This window comes from Billgrantia sp. Q4P2 (assembly GCF_052806135.1).
On sequence record NZ_JBRBAI010000019.1, the window covers coordinates 1 to 21,667 of the forward strand.

Annotated in this window: 20 protein-coding genes; 13 read left to right on the forward strand and 7 right to left on the reverse strand. The window is 61.3% G+C overall.

Annotated features, from left to right (window positions below; all coding sequences use genetic code 11):
• The 10 genes from ACUY1T_RS20935 to ACUY1T_RS20980 form a co-directional block, all read left to right on the forward strand.
• The coding region (locus ACUY1T_RS20935; RefSeq protein ID WP_446025504.1) for an IS3 family transposase at positions 1-493 on the forward strand (493 nt) is incomplete at its 5' end.
• 83 nt (positions 494-576) lie between these two features.
• Entirely contained in the window at positions 577-846 is a 270-nt protein-coding gene (locus ACUY1T_RS20940; RefSeq protein WP_446025543.1) for an integrase core domain-containing protein, read from the forward strand.
• 102 nt (positions 847-948) lie between these two features.
• On the forward strand, positions 949-2,316 hold the full coding sequence (locus ACUY1T_RS20945; RefSeq protein WP_446025505.1) for a hypothetical protein: 1,368 nt from the start codon (positions 949-951) through the stop codon (positions 2,314-2,316).
• 39 nt (positions 2,317-2,355) lie between these two features.
• Positions 2,356-2,607 (forward strand): YciI family protein, encoded by a 252-nt coding sequence (locus tag ACUY1T_RS20950; RefSeq protein WP_446025506.1) that lies wholly within the window; start codon positions 2,356-2,358, stop codon positions 2,605-2,607.
• Between the two features lie 98 nt (positions 2,608-2,705).
• Complete coding sequence (locus tag ACUY1T_RS20955) at positions 2,706-3,317, forward strand: BRCT domain-containing protein (RefSeq protein ID WP_446025507.1); 612 nt, start codon at positions 2,706-2,708, stop codon at positions 3,315-3,317.
• A 143-nt stretch (positions 3,318-3,460) separates the two neighbouring features.
• Complete coding sequence (locus ACUY1T_RS20960; protein ID WP_446025508.1) at positions 3,461-4,057, forward strand: papain-like cysteine protease family protein; 597 nt, start codon at positions 3,461-3,463, stop codon at positions 4,055-4,057.
• A gap of 76 nt (positions 4,058-4,133) precedes the next feature.
• Positions 4,134-4,751 (forward strand): DUF4019 domain-containing protein, encoded by a 618-nt coding sequence (locus tag ACUY1T_RS20965; RefSeq protein WP_446025509.1) that lies wholly within the window; start codon positions 4,134-4,136, stop codon positions 4,749-4,751.
• A gap of 163 nt (positions 4,752-4,914) precedes the next feature.
• Complete coding sequence (locus ACUY1T_RS20970) at positions 4,915-5,220, forward strand: hypothetical protein (protein ID WP_446025510.1); 306 nt, start codon at positions 4,915-4,917, stop codon at positions 5,218-5,220.
• A 493-nt stretch (positions 5,221-5,713) separates the two neighbouring features.
• Entirely contained in the window at positions 5,714-6,310 is a 597-nt protein-coding gene (locus ACUY1T_RS20975) for a PIN domain-containing protein (RefSeq protein ID WP_446025511.1), read from the forward strand.
• A 143-nt stretch (positions 6,311-6,453) separates the two neighbouring features.
• Complete coding sequence (locus ACUY1T_RS20980) at positions 6,454-6,939, forward strand: VOC family protein (protein ID WP_446025512.1); 486 nt, start codon at positions 6,454-6,456, stop codon at positions 6,937-6,939.
• Between the two features lie 76 nt (positions 6,940-7,015).
• Here the strand turns inward: ACUY1T_RS20980 and nirD are convergent, their stop codons facing one another.
• From nirD to ACUY1T_RS21005, 5 genes are all read right to left on the reverse strand, one after another.
• Positions 7,016-7,417 carry a nitrite reductase small subunit NirD gene (gene nirD / locus ACUY1T_RS20985; RefSeq protein ID WP_446025513.1) on the reverse strand — a complete coding sequence of 134 codons (402 nt, stop codon included), beginning with the start codon at positions 7,415-7,417 and terminating at the stop codon, positions 7,016-7,018.
• Between the two features lie 148 nt (positions 7,418-7,565).
• Entirely contained in the window at positions 7,566-10,079 is a 2,514-nt protein-coding gene (gene nirB / locus ACUY1T_RS20990) for a nitrite reductase large subunit NirB (RefSeq protein WP_446025514.1), read from the reverse strand.
• Positions 10,076-11,407 (reverse strand): NAD(P)/FAD-dependent oxidoreductase, encoded by a 1,332-nt coding sequence (locus ACUY1T_RS20995; RefSeq protein WP_446025515.1) that lies wholly within the window; start codon positions 11,405-11,407, stop codon positions 10,076-10,078. Before ACUY1T_RS20995 ends, nirB begins: the two co-directional genes overlap by 4 nt.
• A gap of 283 nt (positions 11,408-11,690) precedes the next feature.
• Positions 11,691-12,731 carry a CmpA/NrtA family ABC transporter substrate-binding protein gene (locus tag ACUY1T_RS21000; protein WP_446025516.1) on the reverse strand — a complete coding sequence of 347 codons (1,041 nt, stop codon included), beginning with the start codon at positions 12,729-12,731 and terminating at the stop codon, positions 11,691-11,693.
• Positions 12,728-13,360, reverse strand: coding sequence for an ANTAR domain-containing response regulator (locus ACUY1T_RS21005; protein WP_446025517.1), 633 nt, complete (start codon positions 13,358-13,360; stop codon positions 12,728-12,730). The genes ACUY1T_RS21000 and ACUY1T_RS21005 overlap by 4 nt, the downstream gene beginning before the upstream one ends.
• Before the next feature lie 419 nt (positions 13,361-13,779).
• Between ACUY1T_RS21005 and ACUY1T_RS21010 the strand changes: the two genes are divergently transcribed.
• The 3 genes from ACUY1T_RS21010 to ACUY1T_RS21020 all read left to right on the forward strand — a co-directional run bounded on the left by ACUY1T_RS21010 (position 13,780) and on the right by ACUY1T_RS21020 (position 18,118).
• On the forward strand, positions 13,780-16,563 hold the full coding sequence (locus tag ACUY1T_RS21010) for a nitrate reductase (protein ID WP_446025518.1): 2,784 nt from the start codon (positions 13,780-13,782) through the stop codon (positions 16,561-16,563).
• Positions 16,523-17,485, forward strand: coding sequence for a uroporphyrinogen-III C-methyltransferase (cobA, locus tag ACUY1T_RS21015; protein WP_446025519.1), 963 nt, complete (start codon positions 16,523-16,525; stop codon positions 17,483-17,485). The genes ACUY1T_RS21010 and cobA overlap by 41 nt, the downstream gene beginning before the upstream one ends.
• A gap of 282 nt (positions 17,486-17,767) precedes the next feature.
• Complete coding sequence (locus tag ACUY1T_RS21020; protein ID WP_446025520.1) at positions 17,768-18,118, forward strand: hypothetical protein; 351 nt, start codon at positions 17,768-17,770, stop codon at positions 18,116-18,118.
• A 3-nt stretch (positions 18,119-18,121) separates the two neighbouring features.
• On the opposite strand, the gene ACUY1T_RS21025 is transcribed toward ACUY1T_RS21020, so the two are convergent.
• A complete protein-coding gene (locus ACUY1T_RS21025; RefSeq protein WP_446025521.1) occupies positions 18,122-20,266 on the reverse strand; it encodes an EAL domain-containing protein in 2,145 nt (714 codons plus the stop codon).
• Positions 20,259-21,593, reverse strand: a complete 1,335-nt coding sequence (locus ACUY1T_RS21030; RefSeq protein WP_446025522.1) for an HD domain-containing phosphohydrolase — start codon at positions 21,591-21,593, stop codon at positions 20,259-20,261. Before ACUY1T_RS21030 ends, ACUY1T_RS21025 begins: the two co-directional genes overlap by 8 nt.
• Positions 21,594-21,667: the final 74 nt, after the last annotated feature.

A 21,667-nucleotide genomic window follows, 5' to 3' on the forward strand; every position in this document is an offset into this window, starting at 1 on the left:
TGAGCGATGGGCCACCGATCTGACACACGTCTGGTGTGGCAAGGATCGACGGGGCAGCCTGGCGGTGATCATCGATTGCTGCACGCGGGAGATCCTCGGCTGGCGATTATCCGACAATGGCAGCAGTAAGACAGCCGAAGCCGCACTGGAAGAGGCCCTGGTGCATCGATTTGGCGCCCTGGGGCGGATTTATCAGCCGCTGCCGCTGAGATCCGACAACGGTTTGGTTTTCAGCAGCCGGCACTACACGGCGACAGTGAAGGCGTATGGGCTGACTCAGGAGTTCACGACGCCGTACACGCCCGAGCAGAACGGGCTCGTCGAGCGCTTCTTCCGCTCGCTGAAGGAAGAATGCATCTGGCTGCATCGGTTCGAGTCGCTGGGCCAAGCCAGAGCGATCATCGGCCGCTGGATCCGGTACTACAACGAAGAACGGCCACACCAGTCTCTGGGCTACGTGGCACCCCGAGCACACCCAGCATTAGCTGCGTAGGGTGTGCAGAAACCAGGGGGGCATTACAGGCCTTCACAAGCCGGAATCCAGCACCTGACCTGCTGTTCCATTCGGATCGCGGCATCGAGTACCGGGCTCACAAGACCCAGGCGCTGCTGAATCATCACCGGGTACGGCACAGCATGAACCGTCCGGGACAATGCACTGATAATGCCGAAGTGGAGTCGTTCTTCAAAACGCTGAAGGGAGAATTGCTCCATGCCACGAGCTTCATGACGTTGCGTCAGTTACGAAAACATATCAGGGGCTATATTGATGGCTACTATAACAGCCATCGGCTGCACAGTGGCCTTGGTTACCGGACTCCGATAGAGTTCGAGGAGATTAACTGATGGTGGCGTGTCCACTTTGTTGGGGGAAGTCCACCGTTTTTCCGCTGCCGCTCCAAATCGGCGGCTTATTCAAGGCGTTAGCAGTACTTAAAAAGGATCGATATGTCGAAATCAGTAGGACTAATAATTCACTTTGATGAAGATCAGAGAAACTATCTACTGAGTGAAGAACGAAGGGGCCATCGTTTTTCTGATGCATTAAGCGTTCATGACTGGGAAATTAAACAGGTTCAAGTCGTGTTGCTATCCTTTACTGGGCGCACAATTGACTTTATAGCGCTAGCCACAAAAGGAAGTCGAGTGGTTACTGGTAAGTCACGAGTTGAGTTTTCTGACTTAGTTGACTTGGACTCAATCCCCCTTCGTGAAGTAGAGGGTTTGCTATCTCCCAATACAAAACTGCACTTTATGAAGAGTTCAACGGGTAGAGGAGGAAGGCTGCCAGAGAAAACGTGGTCGGAAACCATAAAAGCCATAAAAGAAATCCGCCCAAGTTTGGTTGATGAAATCGAGAGGCTAATTTCAATAACCGCAGTTTCAAAATACCGATTAAGAGGTAAGGTCGCAGAAGCCCTCGTTCAAGAACGTGAAGCTTTAGGTGCAGCGCTTGATATTTTTAGTGGTCATAACGAGCTTAGGAAGGACGTCCTTAAGTCATGGGCACCTAAGCTAGATAACGTAGATAATTACGATTATGACGCTATGGAGGCTGATTTAAATCTTCCTGAAGACAGTTCAGTGTCATTTTTATCTGGCATTCCAGGGCGTTATATCCAAGAAGAGTCTGCAATTCAGCATGATCTATTCAATTGGGAGAATGAGAAAGCTTCTTTACATAACATGGGTGTTTCAAAATTCGAGCAAGGGAGTAGAGTCCTGGAAGTTGTCTATGCTAACAAAAACCCTTTAGAGCACACGCTAGGTGTTGACCTAATCTACTACAACAAGAGCTTTCACTCTTTTGTTCTGGTTCAGTATAAATTGATGAAAGAAAAGAGTGATGCCGAAGGGTTTTATTATAGGCCTGATGAACAACTAGATAAAGAAGTGGGCCGTATAGACGAGTTTCAAGATAAAGTGAGAATAAATTCAGAGATATCGGGTCACGACGGATTTAGACTTAATTATGACGGTTTTCTATACAAGCTGGTCCCAAATAAGGGGTTGCAGGCCGCGACGGAAAAACTAATTTCGGGAATGTACATTACTAATAGCTATATGAAGTTTTTACTTGGAGGTGATGGTCCGAAAGGTGAGCGAGGCGGAAGACTTATTACCTTCAAAAATTCACCAAGGTATCTAACAAATACTGAATTCTCTGGAATGGTCAATCGTGGCTGGATCGGCACCAGTTCAGATCAAAGCAATAGCCTTGCTCAATTAATAAGTGAGTTTCTTAAAACTGGTCGGGCACTGATGGTAGCTGTTGAAGAGGACACTGCTAACAAGCAAAGGCAGGCGGACGCATAAATGTGCCGCTGCTTTGGGCGTTAAGCAAAGGGAATCCTGATGCGATATTTAGTTATGGCTATGCGCACACCACAATTTCAACAGTCGGTTATTGAAGCGCATAAAGAGTACTTGTCTCAGCTTAAGGAGCAGGGCTCCCTGGAACTTGCGGGGCCGTTTACCGATAAAACCGGTGGCGCTTACCTAATTGCGGCGAGAGACTTGGAATCCGCTAAGGCAATAGCATTCAATGATCCTATCCACACTGGCGGGTCATCAGTGCTCTCTGTTTATGAGTGGGATGCGTCGTAATTGCTTAACAAGCAGCATCACGGCGAAAACTGGGCCGGCGCAGTTTCGCGTGTGCTGGGCGTTAAGCGATATCAGCATCAGAGTCGAAAGGAGAGAAAATGGAGCTATTAACAAAATTTAATAGAAAAAATATTGAGGATCGGCAGATCGATACCTTGATTGGTATAAGTAAAGGGTTAATCGCTGATGGAAAAGTAGTTCAAGAAGAGGCTGAGTTTCTGTTGACGTGGCTGATTCAAAGCCAAAGTTGCACCGATAACTTAATAATAATCAATCTCCTCGAGAAAGTTGGCGCAATGCTTGAGGATGGTATCCTGGATGGAGAGGAAGCCGCTGAGCTTTTTGGAATCTTGCGAAAGATCACTGGTGAGGAATCAGAGATCGGGGAGCTCGCGAAAACATCGTCTTTGCCAGTAGACGACCCGCTACCTCCGGTCTCTTTTGAAGAGAAAACGTTTCTGTTTACGGGCACATGTGCTTACGGTACAAGAAAGCAATGTCAGCAAGCCATAGAATCGCTGGGTGGGGTTAATGCCAAGAATGTGACCAAATCACTTAATTATTTGGTTCTTGGAACGTACGTTACCGATAGCTGGGTGCATGAAAGTTTTGGTAGAAAAATTGAAAAAGCAGTTGAGTATAGAGATAAAGGCGTACCCCTGGCTATCATAACGGAAGAGCATTGGGCGAAAGAAAGTAAATTACTATAAGGCTACAAGCGCTTAACAAATGCATCCAGCTGACCCCAGTGACGCTCCACCAGTTGTGGTTTGCTTCGCAAACTTTACCACAACTGGCTCCGCGCCACTGGGGCATCTGATGCAGGCGCTGGGCGACATGAGGAGAGGATGTGATGAAAACGATACTTCTTAAAGCTACAAAAGTATTTCTGATTCTCGCGACATTACTAATAGTCGCCCCATCCAGCCATAGCCAGTATCCGCAGCCGCTGTATCCGGAGTTCGACTACAGCAGGTATCCTCCGATTAGCCATGCAGTCCCGTTCCATTCGCAGGACACGATGGTATGGTGCTGGGTTGCAGCCGCGAAGATGGTTGGTGAGTATTTCGGACGGCGACCAGTCCCAAGCCAGTGCGAGATGCTTCAGATGCAGTACGGTGCCCCGTGTTGCGCCAATCCCACACTCTGTAGTCGGCCCGGTTATATTACAGAGATCCAAGCTCTAGTCGCCAGATTTGGCGGCAGATATTCTAGCGTTGCTCCGCCCGCAAATGGTTTTGTGTTATACGATGCACTACGCCGAGGGCCTATTGTCATGCATACGCGCCAGGGTGAAGGGCATTTTGTTGTCGCAACTGGTATGCGAGTGGTCCCGAGCCCTATGGGGCCGCTCGGCATCGTATCGATCAATGATCCGTTCTTTGGTCAGTACGAAGTTGACTTCCCTAGTTTAATGCAAGCGTGGACTGCTGCTCTCGTTGTTTACTGAGCCGCTTCAAAGCCGCCCGATGCTAGTGAAAGAATTTCAGCTACTTCTCAGAGTTAATGCCAGCTAGAGAATAACAATGGACTACTCATCGACACTACAAGTCGTCGGTCAAGTCGCGGGGATTGGTGGTCTCGCATTGGGGGTTTTGCTGCTGGTGTTTCGAGAGGTCATAAGAAAGAATATCTTCCCCAATCTCGATCAATCTCAAGCATATCGACTCATACTGTTGATAGTCGTCCTTACCTTTGTCATCGCAACCTTCGGGATTGGCAGCTGGCTTTACGTTCAACGTCAGGCAAGTCCGGCGCCTGTCGAGATGACTTTTCCGGCCCAGAGCGCGGAACCCACCATCCTTGATCATTTGCGCCTTGTGGATTCCAATCAGTTCTTAGATGCATGGAGGCTGATGGCTTCCGAGGCTCACGAGCGAATGCAGTACGACTTCATAGCACAAGCGTACGAAACGCAAAGGCGGCCGCTCGGAGAAGTGATCAAGCGCGAGCTACACGCTATCACACCGTTGAAGCAGCTTCCGGATCAAACTCGAGGAGCTTTTCTGATAGCCACTTACATATCGGAGTTTGAGAGAGGCGGCCGGTATTTGGAAGCAGTGACGGCTATCGCCGAGGACGGTCAGTGGAAAGTTCTCTTTCATCAACTGGCTCCTTGCACGCCACAGGTTTGCAATGACTAAACCATGCGTGGGTAGGCATAGATTATGTGGCTTTTAAGCTCGTGAACCGAGCTGCCCAACCCGTCGTCCCAGCGGACCGTGCAAGTCGTCACGTCTCTTGCTGCCGCAAAAGCCGCGTCGGCTTGCGCGGCCGCTGAACTCCAACGTTAAATGGTCACCAGCGATGGATGAAATCAGGCGAACTTTGAAGTTGTGGTTGGCCGAAGGTTACTCAGAGGGAGAGCTTTCGGTTGAACCGGAGTGGTATGTTCTTTGGCGCCCCGATGAGATTGACGAGATCAACAGAGATTATGAGTTGGAGGAATGCGCTCCAGGGTTTATCACCTTCGGCGGAAACGGTGGTGGCGAGTTACTGGTGGTAAACAACGAGGGGGCCGTGTTTTACCTGCCAGCAATAGGCATGGCCCCTGAAGCGGCGATTAAAATTGCGGGTAGCCTTCAAGAGTTCAAGAGCTACATGGAGAAATGACGTTGCATCAATCATTTAACAGGTCGCTCAAGTTCGTTCCGGCCTTCGGCCTCCACCGGACGTCCCTGACGGGCCGCCGCTTAGCTTCGCGTTAAGTGCTACGTATGATAAAAGTTAAGCTCGTAGAGCACAACGATAGGAAAAGTTTAGGGCTTCATGAAAATGATTGGAGTTCGTTTTTAAAGTGCTGTGGTGTCATTGAGAAGGAGTTCAATGAAGTAATAGAACGTAAGGAAAGCCTCCCTACACCTGCTGCATTAGATGATGTCTACGTGACATATCACTTGAGAGATGGCACTGTAGATATCAACCTGGATGAAACATGGGGTATTGACATTTTTTGTTCATCCGACGACTTGCTTTTCAGGCTTAAGAAGGCAATGGGTTCGTCTCATGAATTCACAATCTGCACTTAACAAAGCGTACCAGTTCGCCATGGACTTCCCCCACTCTAGTGAACACGCATCGATAACTCCCCAACAGGAGAGCCTGCTTGGCAACAAACTATGTCCTGATAGATTTTGAGAATGTGCAGCCGAGTAACCTGGAGGTTCTCAAGCAGCATCCTTTCAAGGTGGTGGTTTTCGTTGGTGAAAATCAGGTGAAAATTCCATTCGATCTGGCTGCGGCTATGCAAACCCTTGGGGATGCAGCGCAGTACATAAAAATCACCGGCACCGGAAAAAACGCTCTTGATTTCCATATTGCCTATTACATTGGTGAGTTTTCGGCCACGGATTCAGGCGCGTACTTTCATATCATCTCCCGCGATACTGGTTTCGACACGTTAATCAAGCATCTCAAGTCGCGTGGCATCAAAATCCAACGTGAACGAGACTTGGCAGAAATTCCAGTAGTAAGAATGTCCACGGCTACCTCTACCGACGACATGGTGTCCGCCATCGTGAAAAACTTGGCTGGACGGGGGCAAGCGCGGCCTCGCAAGGTCAAGACGCTCGCCAATACCATCAATTCGCTATTTACTGAGAAGCTATCGGAACAGCAGCTAAGCTCAATTGTGAAAGACTTGGAGCAGCGCAAGTATATAAGGGTGAATAATGGCAATGTCTCATACCAGTTGCCACCGTAGCCCTCACAAATTCCTGCAAGGGATGCTCCTGCCGACGTGCCTCTGCTACAAAAGCATGGCGCCACCACCCCTGTCGATTTCGACCAGCTCCGTTCGACGTTAGATTGTCACTCACAGCAATCACCTTGAGAACGGAGCCGATCATGAAGCACATGGCAAAGAATACGATCTGCCTTTGGTACGATGGCGCCGCTGAGGAAGCCGCCCGATTTTATGCCGAGACCTTCCCCGATTCCTCGCTCGACGCGGTGCACCGCGCCCCTGGGGACTACCCAGCAGGGGAGGAGGGAAGCGTTCTGACGGTCGAGTTCACCGTACTGGGCGTGGCGTGCCTGGGGCTGAACGGCGGGCCTATGTTCAAGCACAGCGAGGCGTTCTCGTTCCAGGTGGCGACCGAAGACCAGGAGGAGACAGATCGCTACTGGAACGCCATCGTTGGTAATGGCGGCCACGAGAGCGAATGCGGGTGGTGCAAGGACAAGTGGGGCATCTCTTGGCAGATTACGCCGATCGCGCTGACGAAGGCATTCACCAGTCCTGACCGCGCCGCCGCCAAGCGGGCGTTCGATGCCATGATGACGATGCAGAAAATCGACATCGCCAAGATCGAGGCTGCCTTTCGCGGTTGAGAAGAGGATGGGCTTACCCAAAGCCGCCGGCGCTTCCCCAGCGTCGGCGGCTTTTTCATTTCAAAAGGCGGAAACCTCACGCCTCGATCCACACCTCGTCGCCCTTGAAGCTTACCTTCCAGGTGCGCAGTTGCACGCTGCCGTCTTCCAGGCACTGGCCGTCTTCCAGACGGAAGTGCTGCTTGTAGATCGGCGAGGCGACGACCAGTTGACCCTTGAGATCGCCGACGATGCCGCGGGCGATAACGTTGGCGCCGGAGAAGGGGTCGTGATGATCGAGGGCGTAGAGTTCCTGCGCCTGACCGGGTAGCTGCGACTTGTTCGGGTCGCTTGGAATATAAAAGAGGGCTACCTGGGCCGGGCCTTCCGGGGTTTCCACCCAGGCGGCGACGCCGGAGAAGGGCACCAGGTCGGCGCGGGTGCAGAGGGTTTGCCAGGTCTGGGTCATGGTCTTGGCTGCTGCGTTGGCGATTGTCATAAGATGATTCCTAGCAATGGTATCGGGAAATCGGCGAGCGAGATGAAGCGCTAGGCGCGCGGCGGACCGAAGGCGAGACATAACGTGGGGTTAGGCGAGCCTTCGGGGTGCCGCGCAACAACGCGATTCGCTCGCGTAGCCATTTCCTTTAAGCCGGGCGAAGCTGGCCGCGCTCGGTGGTATAGATAATGTCCGGGTCCGGGCGCGCGTCGTTGACGAAGCTGCGGAAGCGCTTGAGCTTCTCCGGGTCGCTGATGGCGTTGGCCCATTCGCACTCGTAGGTATCGATCACGGCCTGCATTTGCCGGTCGAGTTCTTCGCCGATGCCGAGGCTGTCCTCGAGGATCACCTGCTTGAGGTAGTCCAGGCCGCCTTCCAGGTTCTCGCGCCATACCGAGGTGCGCTGCAGGCGGTCGGCGGTGCGGATGTAGAACATCAGGAAGCGGTCGATGATGCGGTAGAGCTGTTCGTCGTCGAGGTCGGTGGCGAACAGTTCGGCGTGGCGCGGGCGCATGCCGCCATTGCCGCACACGTACAAGTTCCATCCGTTCTCGGTGGCGATCACGCCGATGTCCTTGCTCTGGGCTTCGGCGCACTCACGGGTGCAGCCGGAAACGCCGAACTTGATCTTGTGCGGCGCGCGCAGGCCCTTGTAGCGGTGCTCCAACTGGATCGCCATGCCCACGCTGTCCTGCACGCCGTAGCGGCACCAGGTGCTGCCCACGCAGGATTTCACCGTGCGCAGCGACTTGCCGTAGGCGTGGCCGGTCTCGAAGCCGGCTTCGATCAGCTCGCCCCAGATCGCCGGCAGGTCTTCCAGGCGGGCGCCGAACAGGTCGATGCGCTGGCCGCCGGTCACCTTGGTGTAGAGCTCGTACTTCTGCGCCACCTGGCCCAGCACCACCAGCTTGTCGGGGGTGATCTCGCCGCCCGGCACGCGGGGAACGACGGAGTAGGTGCCGTTCTTCTGCATGTTGGCCATGAAGGTGTCGTTGGTGTCCTGCAGCGGGATGTGGGCCGCGTCGGTGATCGGCTCGTTGAAGCAGGAAGCCAGGATCGAGGCCACCGCCGGCTTGCAGATATCGCATCCGAGACCGTGACCCACCTTGGAACCATGCTTTTCCATCAGTTCGCTGAAGGTCTTGATGCCCTCCACCCGCACGATGTCGTAGAGCTCCTGGCGGGTGTAGTGGAAGTGCTCGCAGATGGACTTGTCGACCTCCACGCCGCGGCTCTCGAGCTCAAAGTCCACCAAGTTCTTGAGCAGGGCGGCACAGCCGCCGCAGCCGGTGCTGGCCTTGGTGGCGCCCTTCACCGCGCCGAGGTCTACGGCGCCGGCGTCAATCGAGGCGCACACGTCGCCCTTGGTGACGTTGTGGCACGAGCAGATCATCGCCGTTTCCGGCAGGGCGTCCGGCCCCAGGGCGGGGGCGGCTTCGCCACCGGCGGGCAGGATCAGTGCGGCCGGGTCCTCGGGCAGGTCGATGCGGTTGGCGTAGTACTGGTGCAGGGTGTCGTAGTAGCTGTTGTCGCCCACCAGCATGGCGCCCACCACGCGCTTGCCGTCGCTGGAGACCACCAGCTTGCGGTACTGCTGCTTGATGGGGTCGAGGAAACGATACTGCCGCGCGCCGGGGGTGCGGTCGCCGTGGGCGTCGCCGATGGAGCCCACGTCGACGCCCATCAGCTTGAGTTTGGTGCTCATGTCGGCGCCGGCAAAGGTTGTGCCGCCTTCCAACAGGGTGGAGGCGGCGGCCTTGGCCATCTGGTAGCCGGGGGCGACCAGGCCGAAGATGCTGTTGTTCCACAGCGCCACCTCACCCACGGCGAGAATGGCCGGGTCGCTGGTCAGGCAGTTGTCGTCGATCACCACGCCGCCGCGCTCGCCCATCTCCAGGCCGCAGTCGCGGGCCAGTTCGTCGCGGGGGCGAATGCCGGCGGAGAAGACGATGAGGTCGGTCTCCAGCACTTTCTCGTCCTGGAACACCATGCGGTGGCGGCTGGCCTCGCCGTCGACTATCTCCTGGGTGGCGCGGCCGGTGAGTACCTGCACGCCCAGCGCCTCGATCTTTTCGCGCAGCAGTTCGCCGCCCTCGCTGTCCACCTGCATCGGCATCAGGCGCGGGGCGAACTCCACCACGGCGGTGTCGAGGTTGAGCCCGCGCAGGGCGTTGGCGGCTTCCAGGCCGAGCAGGCCGCCGCCCACCACCACGCCGGTGGTGGCGGTCTCGGCCGCTTCGCGGATGGCGTCGAGGTCTTCCAGGGTGCGGTAGACCAGGCAGCCTTCGCGGTCGTTGCCGGGTATCGGCGGCACGAAGGGGTAGGAGCCGGTGGCCAGCACCAGGCGGTCGTAGGCGTAGCGACCCTGCGGCGTCACCACTTCGCCCTTGTCGCGGTCGATCTCGGTGACCGCCTCGTGCAGGCGCAGCTCGATGCCGTGCTCGGCGTAGTAGTCGGCGGTGGAGAGCGCCAGCGAGGCGGCGTCGCGGCCGCTGAAGTACTCGGAGAGGTGCACGCGGTCGTAGGCCAGGTGGCGCTCCTCGCCGAACACGGTGACTTCATAGCGCTGCGTGGCGCCCTGTTCGACCAGTTGCTCGACCAGGTGGTGGCCGACCATGCCGTTGCCGATGACGATCAGTTGCGGTTTAGCGGGCGTGTTCATGCGGCCTCCTTCGCGGGGCTTTGCGGTGATTCGTTCAGTGCATCGTCGAGCAGGAGTTGGGCGTCGGCGGCGCCTAGCAGCAGGGCCGAGCGGCATGGGGCCAGGTCGCGGCCTGCCAGGGCCTGTTCGAAGTACCAGGGACCGGAGGCGGTGTCGCCGTAGAGCACGGCGCCTTCCAGGCGGCCGTCGCGCAGCAGCAGGCGACGGTAGTCGCCCTGCTGGGGGTCGCGGTAGCTGAGCACCTCATGGCCGGGCTCGGGGTCGGTGGGGCCGAAGGCGTAGAGCGAAACGCCGCTGACCTTGAGCTTGGTGGCGGTCGGCTGCTCGACGTAGCCCTGGGCGGGATCGGCATCGGCGTGGTCATGGTCGAGACAGAGGCGCTCGGCCAGCACCTCGACCTGGCGCCAGATCGGCTCGACCAGGCCGTAGAGGTTGCCGTGGTGCTCGCAGCATTCGCCCAGGGCGTGGATCGAGGGGTCGGAAGTGGTCAGCCACTCGTCGACGACCACGCCGCGGTTGACGTCTAGCCCGACGCTGCGGGCAAGCGCCGAGTTGGGCACGATGCCGATGGCCACGACGACGCAGTCGGCGGCGAGCCGGGTGCCGTCGGCCAGATGCGCGGCGCACACCTGGCCGTCGGCGCCGGCTTCCAGACGCTCGAGCTGGGCATCGGTATGAATGTCGAGCCCACGGCCGCGTAGCTCGTTCTCGAGCAGGCGCGCGGCGGTGAGGTCGAGCTGGCGGTTCATCAGGCGGTCGTCGCGCTGCAGCAGGCTTACCTGCATGCCGCGCTTGCCCTGTCCTCGTTTACGTAACCCTTCGGCCGCTTCCAGGCCGAGCAGGCCGCCGCCGATCACCACGGCATTGCCGCCTTGTTCGGCTGCGCGTGCCAAGGCATCGGCGTCGCCGAGGTCGCGGAAGACGTGAACGCCCGGCAGGTCCAGCCCCGGTACCGGCGGGCGGGCCGGGTTGGAGCCGGTGGCCAGTACCAGGCGGTCGTAGTCGAGTTCACGGCCGGCATCGGTGGTCAGGCGTCGCGCGGTGCGCTCGATGGTTTCCACCCGTTCGCCCAGCACCAGCTCGACGCCCTGTTCGGCGTACCACTCGGCGTTGCGCAGGGTCAGGGCTTCGCGATCCATCTCGCCGGCCAGAAGCGGCGAAAGCAGGATGCGGTTGTAGGCCGGCGTCGTTTCGGCGCCGATCACGGTGATCCGTGCGGGCCGCTCGGGCCGGGCGAGGAGCGCTTCGACCAGGCGATGGCCGGCCATGCCGTTGCCGACGATGACCAGATGTTCGCTGGGTGCCGTTGCGGGATGTCGCTGGCGCATGGCTGACAGCTCCTCTCGATGCTTAAGTGACTGGGTCAAAATAAGTGACTGGGTCAAAACGCAACGACGCCTCGGCGCGGCCCCTATCGATCTGCCATCGAATCGGGAAGCGCAGAGACGTCGTTGTCGAATATGTGTCGGCGATCGCCATTGATCGCTGTTACTCGGTACGTTTCAAGATCCCGGCCAGAACGCCGAAAGAGAGGAGGTTTTACTTAGAGGACAGAGGGTTGGAATAGAAGGAATGGCCAGCTGGAGTATGGGCTTCCGCTGGCCATGCACATCAATGGTGCGTTGCGGCATCGAAATGCACAGGGCTGTAGCAAGCCGCCAGCAGCGCCGGGTCGAAGCGTCCACCCGCTTCTTCCAGTTGTTTGACGATGGGCGCGGCGAAGTGCAGGGCGGCTTGCGGCGTGGGGCGCAGCACGTCCGGGCCGCAGAGCTGCTGGTGGATGGGCGCATCGTCGTGGGCGAGGGTCTGCAGGTGTCGAACCGAGCGATCGAGATAGGGCGGCAGGGCCAGCCATTCGAGCGCCTGGCGGCGGTGTTCGGGCGAGGCGTAAAGCCACTCGCCGGCATCGCGCAGGGCACGCAACAGGGCGGCCAGCGTGGCCGGGTAGCGCTGCGCCCAGGAGCGCGTCACGCCGAGGACCTTTTCCGGGTGGTTGGGCCATAGCTGGGCGCCGGTGGTCACCAGCCGGCCCACCTCGCAATGGCGGGCCAGGGTGCCCCAGGGCTCACCGGCACAGAAGCCGTCGATCTGCCCGTCGCGCAGGGCCTCCACCATGCGCGGCGGCGGCAGGGCGACCAGCTCCACGTCGCGGTCGGGGGCGATGTCGCCCAGGGTGAGCCATTCGCGCAGCTGGTAGTGCTGGCAGGCATAGGGGTAGACCATGGCCAGGCGCGGGCGTTTGTTGCCGCCTTGGCGCCGTAGCCAGTTGCCCAGCGCCAGGGCGCTGTTGGCGGGGTTGTCGGTGAGTTCGGCGCCGCAGGCCTCGCTCAGCGTCGAGGAGAGCGTCACGCTATTGCCGTTGCGGCTGAGCAGCAGCGGGGCCAGGGTGTCGCAGGGCGCGCGGCCCAGCCCCAGGCTCATGGCCAGCGGCATGGGGGCGAGCATCTGGGCGCCGTCGAGCAGGCCGGCGGCGACCTTGTCGCGCAGGGTGGCCCAGGCGTTCTCTCGCGACAGGCTGACATCCAGCCCCTGGGCGGCGAAGCAGCCCCGTTCGCGGGCGACGATCAGCAGGGCGGCGTCGAGCAGCGGGACGAACCCGAGGGTGATGCGCGCGAGTTCCGGCGGGGTGGTGTGGTGTTGCAGGCGGCTCATGAGCGGGATCCCCGTTTGTCGGCGGCTCGCCCCTGGGGCGATATCGGGTTCAAGCGGTCGAGAATGTCGATGACGTTGTCTGCCACTTCGGCGATGCGCTGGCCGCGGTCCATGGCCAGCTTGCGCAGCATGCGGTAGGCCTGTTCCTCGTCGCAGTCCTGGTGCTTCATCAACAGGCCCTTGGCGCGCTCGATGCGCTTGCGCTCGGTCAGCTGGTTGCGTGCCTTGTCGAGTTCCTGGCGCATGCTCTGGAAGGCGTCGAAGCGGGCGATGGCCACCTCGACGATGGCTTCGACCCGCTCGGGTACCAGGCCGTCGACCACGTAGGCGCTGACGCCGGCCTTGAGCGCGGCCTGCAGCATGTCGGAGTCGTGCTGGTCGGCGAAGAACACTACCGGACGCGGATTCTCGCGGTTGAGCAGCGCCATGCTTTCCAGCGTGTCGCGGTCGGGGCTCTCCATGTCGATGATCACCACGTCGGGCTGGTGGCGCTCGACCATCTGGTTGAGGCTGGCCGGGCTCGAGAGCCGGCAGATGACCCGGTGTCCTTCGGCCATCAATGCCTCCTCGACCATGGCGGCACGTACCACCTCGTCGTCGACCAGTAGAATGTTCAAGGGGGATGGCATGGTGGCGTCGCTCATTCCTGGCTAAGGCGTCTACCAAGTTCTAGCAAGAAACATTCCAATTGCGGCTTCTCAGGCGACTTCCACCGCGCGGCCAGTGCCTGCCGCGAGTGTGATTGCTGCGGCGCAGCATGGAAATCGCCTCTCCAGCACCAGTCTGGTGCATTCAGCCGTCGGCCGTGCCGGTGCATGGTGCGCTGCCGCATAATGAGGACGCCTGGGGTACAACGGAGGCAAATGCATCTGGCTGAAACGCTCCGGTTATTCGCCACATGGCATGCTTTCTGCTTGATATGAATCAGGTAAATTCAATGGGGCGCAATGTTCAGCGCTCCGAGCGGCAACGACGCCCGCCAACCGCCGCCCCTTGGGGACGGCCGTTGGCGGGCGTTGTCGTTTCGCGTCAAGACAGGAGATTCGCCATGCGTGAGGCCCGAACCACTTGCCCCTACTGCGGCGTCGGCTGTGGCGTGCTGGCCAGCATCGAAAACGGCGAGATCGTCGACGTGCAGGGCGACCCGGAGCACCCGGCCAACTTCGGCCGGCTGTGCGTGAAGGGCTCGGCCCTGCACGAGACGCTGGGCAGCCATGGCCGCCTGACCCGGCCCCGGGTCGACGGCGTCGAGGTCGACTGGGAGACGGCGCTGGCCACGGTGGCCGAACGGCTCACGGCGGTGCAGGCGACTCGCGGCCGCCAGGCGGTCGCCGCCTACCTTTCCGGGCAGCTGCTGACCGAGGACTATTACGTCGCCAACAAGCTGTTCAAGGGCTTTCTCGGCACGCCGCACCTGGATACCAATTCGCGGCTGTGCATGGCCTCGGCCGTGGCTGCCCATAAGCGCGCCTTCGGCGCCGATGCCGTGCCGTGCAGCTACGAGGACCTGGAAGAGGCCGAGCTGGTGGTGCTGGTGGGTTCCAACCTGGCCTGGAACCATCCGGTGCTCTACCAGCGCTTAAAGGTAGCCAAGCAGCGCAACCCGCTGCTGCGGGTGGTGGTGATCGACCCGCGGGTCACCGACACCTGCGAGATCGCCGACCTCTACCTGGGGCTGAAGCCGGGCAGCGACGCCCGACTGTTCACCGGGCTGCTGGCGTGGATGGCCAAGCGCAACAAGCTCGACCGGGTCTACCTGGAAGCCCATGCCCAGGGCTTCGAGGAGGCGCTGGCCGCGGCGCGGGAGCAGGATGCCAGCGTGGAGGCCATCGCCGCGGACTGCGACGTCGATTCCGAGCGCTTGGAAACCTTCTTCTACTGGTTCGCCAGCCACCTGCACGTGGTCACGCTGTTCTCCCAGGGCGTTAACCAGTCCACCAGCGGCACCGACAAGGGCAATGCCATCATCAACTGCCATCTGGCGGGCGGCAAGATCGGCCTGCCCGGCGCGGGGCCGTTCTCGATCACCGGCCAGCCCAATGCCATGGGTGGGCGCGAGGTGGGGGGGCTGGCCAACCAGTTGGCCGCGCACATGGACTACGACACCCCCGGCGCGCGGGATCGCGTCACGCGTTTCTGGTCCACCGAGCGGCTGGTGCCGTGCCTGCCCGATGGCCCCGGCCACAAGGCGGTGGCACTGTTCGAGGCGATCGAGCGCGGCGAGGTGCAGGCGTTGTGGATCATGGCCACCAACCCCGCCGTGAGCCTGCCGCGGGCCGACCGGGTGCGCGCGGCGCTGGAAAAGTGCCCGCTGGTGATCGTCTCCGAGTGCATGGCCGACGCCGACCTGCTGGCCTATGCCGACATCGTGCTGCCGGCCTCGAGCTGGTCGGAGAAGGATGGCACCGTGACCAACTCGGAACGGCGCATCTCGCGCCAGCGCGGCCTCCTACCGCCGCCGGGGGAGGCACGCCACGACTGGTGGATCGTCTGCGAGGTGGCCAAGCGGCTGGGCTTTGGCGAGGCCTTCGACTATACCCGCCCGAGCGAGATCTTCGACGAGCACGCCAGGCTCTCGGGCTTCGAGAATGAAGGAGAGAGTCGCAGGCTGTTCGATATCTCCGGCCTGGCCGGGCTCGACCGGGCCGCCTACGACGCCCTGGCGCCGATCCAGTGGCCGGTGAATGCCAGTGCCCCCCACGGTACCGCCCGGCTGTTCACCGACGGCCGCTTCGCCACGCCGGATGGCCGTGCCCGCATGCTGCCGGTGCGCCCGCGCCCACCGGCCCAGGCGTTGGACGACGCCCGGCCGCTGCGGCTCAACACCGGGCGCATTCGCGACCAGTGGCACACCATGACCCGTACCGGGCGTGCGCCACGGCTGATGAACCACCGCGCCGAGCCGTTCATCGAGATCGCCCCGGAAGATGCCGCCGAGCTGGGCGTGGCAGAGCATACGCTGGCCAGGTTGAACGGCGCCGGTGGCAGCTACATCGGCCGGGTGCGAGTGTCGCGCGGGCAGCGCCGCGGCGAGGTGTTCGTGCCGATGCACTGGAGCCGCCATTTCAGCGCCACGGCGGGCATGGGGGCGCTGCTCGAGGCACACCTCGACCCGGTTTCCGGCCAGCCGGAATCCAAGCATGGCGCGGTGGCGCTGGAGCCGCTGCGGGTAGGCTGGGAAGCCACTTTGCTGGTGGCCGACGACCTGGGCGTGGCGCAGGCGGCCTGGTGCGACGAGAGCCGCTACTGGGCGCGCATCCCCCTCGGTGATTGCCAGCGCTGGCAGCTGGCCGGCGGCGGGGTTGAGAGACCCAGCAGCGGGGTTGAGAGCGCCTGCGGCGGGGTTAAGGAAAAAGCGGAACGCGACTGGCTGGCCTGGCTGGAGGCCGAGCTGCCGGTGGCCCCCACGCTGTGGTGCACCGACCCGGCCAGCGGTCGCCTACGCGCCGCTGGCGTCGATGAGGCCGGCCGACTGCGCTGGTGGTTCATGTCGGGGCCGCCGAGGGAATTGCCGAACCTCGCCTGGTTGGCCGCGCGCTTCGGTGAGGCCGCCTGTGGCGAAGGACTGGCACCACCGCATCGCCGGCGCCTGTTGGCCGGCTGCGACGATGGCGCCGCCAACCAGGGGCCGGTGGTCTGTAGCTGCCATCAAGTGGGTCAACGCGCTATCCTAGGAGCCATCCGTGAAGGCGACGACAGCGTCGAGGCGCTGGGCGCCAGGCTGGCCTGCGGTACCCAGTGCGGAAGCTGCATTCCCGAGCTGAAATCGCTTATCGAAGAGGAGAGGGCCCATGCGAGCGCTGAGCCAACTGAAGTCACTGCTGTCGCCTGAGCTGTTCCGCAAGGTGCAGCCAACGAAGGCGCAGCTGTCGAAAGTGCTGGGGCAGGCGGCCTTCTCGCGGCTACACGGCCTGGGGCACATCGTGCGCTCGCCGTTCGGCCGTTCCACTCGCGTTGCCGCGCCGACCGTGACCCTGGACGGCGATTGCCAGGCCGGCCGGGTCTACCTGGTGGGGGCGGGCAGCGGTGACGTGGAGCTGCTGACGCTAAAAGCCGCGCGGCTGCTGCAGCAGGCCGACGCGGTGGTCTACGACCGCCTGGTGGGTGACGACGTGCTGGCGCTGATTCCCGCCGGCCACGAGCGCTACTACGTGGGCAAGGAGCGCGGCCACCACAGCGTGCCCCAGGCCGAGATTGGCGCGCTGCTGGTGAAGCTGGCGGGGCAAGGCAAGTCGGTGGTGCGCCTCAAGGGCGGCGACCCCGGCGTGTTCGGGCGCATGGGCGAGGAGCTTGCCGCGCTGGCCGAGGCCGGCGTGAGGGCCGAGATCGTGCCGGGCATCACCGCCGCCTCGGCGGCCGCGGCCGGCATGGGCATACCGCTGACCGATCGTGCCCACGCCCAGCAGCTGCGCTTCATCACCGCGCAGCTGTGCCGCAAGGATGGCGAGCCCGACTGGGCCACCCTGGCGCGCCAGGACGAGACGCTGATCTTCTACATGGGCCTGACCAAGGTCGAGGCCATCTGCACCGGGCTACGCCGCGCCGGGCTGCCCGACGACTGGCCGATCATGCTGGTGGCCAATGCCAGCCTGCCCGAGCAGGCCTCATTGATCGGTACCCTGGCCGACATGCCGCACAAGCTGGCCGCCTCGCCGCTGCCCTCGCCCTGTTTGATCGTGGTGGGCAGCGTGGTACGCATGGTCGAGACCAGCCCGGCCGCGGCGCAGCCTGCCGCCGAGCCGCTGGTGCGTTGAATCCCATCTTGCTCCACTAGCCGGCCCAGCCCATGTTCTGAAGAAGTCCCCGCCCGCCGCTGACCGAACGCGACCCCGTGCTGTTATGAAAAGGCGCTGCTGCGCTGCTGGTCGCGGTCATTCTCGTCCTGATCATGGAGTGAGCGCGGACCATGGCCGGCTCAGGCACATGGACGCTGGCGGCACATCGCGACTAGGCTGTTGGCAATGACCGTATGCCGTTGGTGAGCGTACGCCAGGCGGGCAGGAAGCCCTTTCGCACGCGCATGGCAGGGAGCTGACATGGACGACTTCGAGCGTGGCGCCTATTCCATTTCGCACTTCACCCGACGCGCAATGATCTTCATCGGGCTCGCCAGCCTGGTGGCGGTACTGCTTTATTTCGCCGCCCAGCTGCTCGATGTGCTGCTGCTGGTGTTTGCCGGCGCTCTGGTGGCCGTATCGATCGATGGCATGGTGCGCCTGCCGCCCGCCTATACCGTGGTCGTTCAACTGGCCGGGGCGGCCGTGGCCGGGGTGGCCGGGGTGATCCTCTCCACGCCGTTGGCGGTGGTCGCCGTGGTGGCGGTGCAGATGCTCTATGTGGAGGATGTGCTGGGTGACGACGTCGAGGTGCTGGGTCAGGGAAAGTGAGTGTCACCCGTTGCCGGAGGCGCGATCATGCGCTTGATCGCGGTTGCTGGCGAACTGGATGGCGGCTTCTCTGACGGCTTGCTGCACGATGAGTCTCAGCTCGTCATCGTCCCAGGGCTTGGTCAGGAACTTGTAGATCCCGCCCTCGTTGACTGCCGCGGTCACGGTCTGCAGGTCGGTATAACCCGACAGGATGATCTGCAGGGTTTGCGGATAAAGCGCCTTCACGCGCTTGAGAAATTCCGTACCGTTCATCTCCGGCATGCGCTGGTCGCTGATGATCAGCGCGATTTCCTGGGTCGCCAGCAATTCGAAGGCATGGTGCGCGCCATCGGCCGTCAGGATGCGATACCCGTCGCGGCGCAGGGTACGGGTCAGGGCACGCAGGACATTGGGCTCGTCATCGACCAGCAGGATCGTCGGCGAGGTGACGCCATGTCCGTCCGGGCGGACGTCGCTGGCCGCCTCGTGGTGAACTTTGAGGAAGGGTAGCAATTCCTCGAAAGGCATGGGGCGCGCGAAATAGAAACCCTGAAACAGGTCGCACATGTGCTTGCTGAGATAGGCATAGTGCGCCTGGGTCTCGACGCCTTCGGCGATGACCTTGAGCTGCAGGTGGCTGGCCATGGTGATGATGCCCTGGACGATGGCGGCATCGCGATGGTCGCTGATCACCTCGCTGATGAAGGAACGGTCGATCTTGATCTTGTCGATGGGCAGGTGCTTCAGGTAGCTCAAGCTGGAGTAGCCGGTGCCGAAGTCGTCGATTACCACGCCAATACCGTGGCGGCGCAGTTCATGCAGGGTCTCGATGGCCTTGTCGGTACTTTCGAGCATGATGTTCTCGGTCAGCTCCAGTTCCAGCAGGGAGGGCGGGAGCCGAGCTTCGTCCAGCATCTCCAGGATGCCTTTGACGAAGCCGCTGCGATGGAACTGCACCGGCGAGATGTTGACCGCCATCGGGTACTCGCCCAACCCCAGGTCGTTGAGCCGACGGTTATCGCGACAGGCAGTGCGCACTACCCACTCGTTGATGGCGATGATCTGCCCGGTCTCCTCGGCAAGGCCGATGAACTCGGAGGGGGAAATAATGCCGCGCTCTGGATGGTGCCAGCGCAGCAGCGCCTCGCACCCGACGATGCGGCCACTGGTGCCGTGGACCTGCGGCTGGTAGTGCAGCTCGAACTGCTGCTCGTCAATGGCACGTTGCAGGGCACTGCGCAGCGCCACGCGCTGGCTGACCCGAGTGTTGAGGTCACGCGAGAACCAGTGGTAGGTATTGCGACCCCGGCGCTTCGCCTGGTACATGGCAAGGTCGGCCTGCTGGATGAGTTGAGCGGCTGGGCCCTCTCCGTCGTAGGTGGCAATGCCAATGCTGGCGGTCAGGTGCAGTTCGCGATCCTCGAAGCGATAGGGGCTGGCAATGACCGCCAGCAGGCGCTCGACGACGATCGTCACGTCGTCCGGATCGGGCAGCAGCACGACGAAGGCGTCGCTGCCCAGGCGGGCCACTGTGTCGCTGCGGCGCACCTGTTGCACCACCCTGGCGGCGACCTCGACGAGTACATGGTCGCCCAGATCGTGGCCGAGACTGTCATTGATCGATTGGAAATCGTCCAGGTCGATGTAGAGCAGGGCGGCACGGGGGGAAGAGCGCCCCCGTGGGGGGCCGCAGCACTGATGCAGCCGTCTCTCGAGTAACGCACGATTGGCCAAGCCCGTCAGGGCATCATGATCGGCATGGTAGGCCAGCCGCTCCTCGACTCGCTTGCGCCGGCCGATGTCCTGGAAATAGACGGCAAGCCCCTCCTCGGAGGGGTAGGCATGCACCTCCAGCCATAGATCGAGAATGGCGTAATACGCCTCGAAGGCGACTGAAGTCGAATCGGCGATGGCGCGGCGAAACTCCCTTTCGAAGAGCGTGCCCAGGGAGTTGGGGAAAATCTGCCACAGCTCCTGATCGAGCAGCTCGTCGCGGGAGCGACCGATGATCCGCTCTGCCGCCTGGTTGATGTAGGTACACCGCCAGTGGCGATCTACCGTGATGAAGCCGTCGGTGATGCTGTCGAGTAGTCCCGTCAGGCGGGCCTGAAGAGTTGCCACCTGCTGGCGGCATTCATGCAACTGATGCTCCAGGGATTCACTCATGGTCTTCGTCGTCGCGATAGACCAGCAGCGTATAGCGCCTGTCCTCCACCTCCTCGAGTCGCTTCAATTTGTCGATCAGGTGGGCGTCGAACTCCTTGCCCTCGTGCAGCAGCAGTATGCCGCTGACGGAGTGAATGTCCTGGGCCAGGACCATGCCGGGCTTGAGCTGCTGCGTCTCCAGTGCCAATACCGGCCGCCCGTGGTTCTCGAGGTCCGGCGCCTTGTCGAGACATAGCGTAACGAAGGCTCGGCACATGGCCGGATCGTAGATGCGCCCCGCAAACTTGCGCAATAGCTCCAGCGCCTGGGGGCGGGTGACCTGGCGCGGCAGGATCATGCCGCGCTGCAGTTCGATGAAATCGACGGCGAGTGCCAGCAGGCGTGCACCGTAGGGGATGTCTTCGCCCCTCAGGCGGTCGGGAAAACCGCTGCCGTTCCAGTGCTCGCGGTGGTGGCGAATCAGCCTTGCCGCCCCTGCCATATGCTCCAGTGCCATCAGCAGGCTTTCGCCAGTGGCCGGGTAGCGGTGATAACTCTCGCGCTGCTGGACCGAGAGTTGCTCGGCCGGAGTGCCGATCAGCCGATCGTTCCAGGCGAGCTTGCCCAGATTGTAGAGGGCGGCGGCAAGCTGCAGGTCATGCTGCTGCGATTCGTCGAGACCGAGTTCCTCGGCGAAGGCCTGGACCAGCACGCCGACCTTGGCATTGGTCTGGAAGCGCGGCGGAAGGCGTTGGCTGATCAGCGACGAGAAGACGCGTGTCGCCGTGACGTAGCTCTGGCGCAGCTCGTTGAAGGCCAGCTCGAGCATGTCGGCGGTTTGCTTGAGTTCCTGGGTGCGTGCCTCGACGCGTTGCTCCAGGGTGGCGTTGAGTTCGGCGAGTTCGAGGTTCTGGGTGCGAGTCAGCGCCTCGAGCCGCCTTTGCTCGCGCTGGGCATGCTGGTGCTGGAGCGCCTGACGCAGGGTAAGGCGCAACCTTTCGTCGTCCCAGGGCTTTGCCAGGTAGCCGTAGATGCGGCCCTCGTTGATGGCGCGTACGGTGGCGGCCAGGTCGCACTGGCCGGTCAGTAGCAGGCGCAGGCACTCTGGCCACTGCTGCTGTACGCGGGCAAGGAGTTCGACACCGTCCATGCCCGGCATGAGTGCGTCGCTCAGGATCAGGTCGATCGGCTCGCGTTCGAGAATCGCCAGGGCAGCTGAGCCATCTGCGGCAGTGTGGAGTTCATACCCCTCATGGCGAAGCATTCGTGACAGGGCCGAGAGCACGTTGGGTTCGTCGTCGACCAGGAGCAGCCTGGCGGGTGCGATTTCCTGTGCCACGTCTTCCATGCAGCTTCCTCCTTTCCCGATGGAGCATTGTGCCGCAAGCGGCCTCAATCAGGTTATCGGCCGAAAGGAAGGAA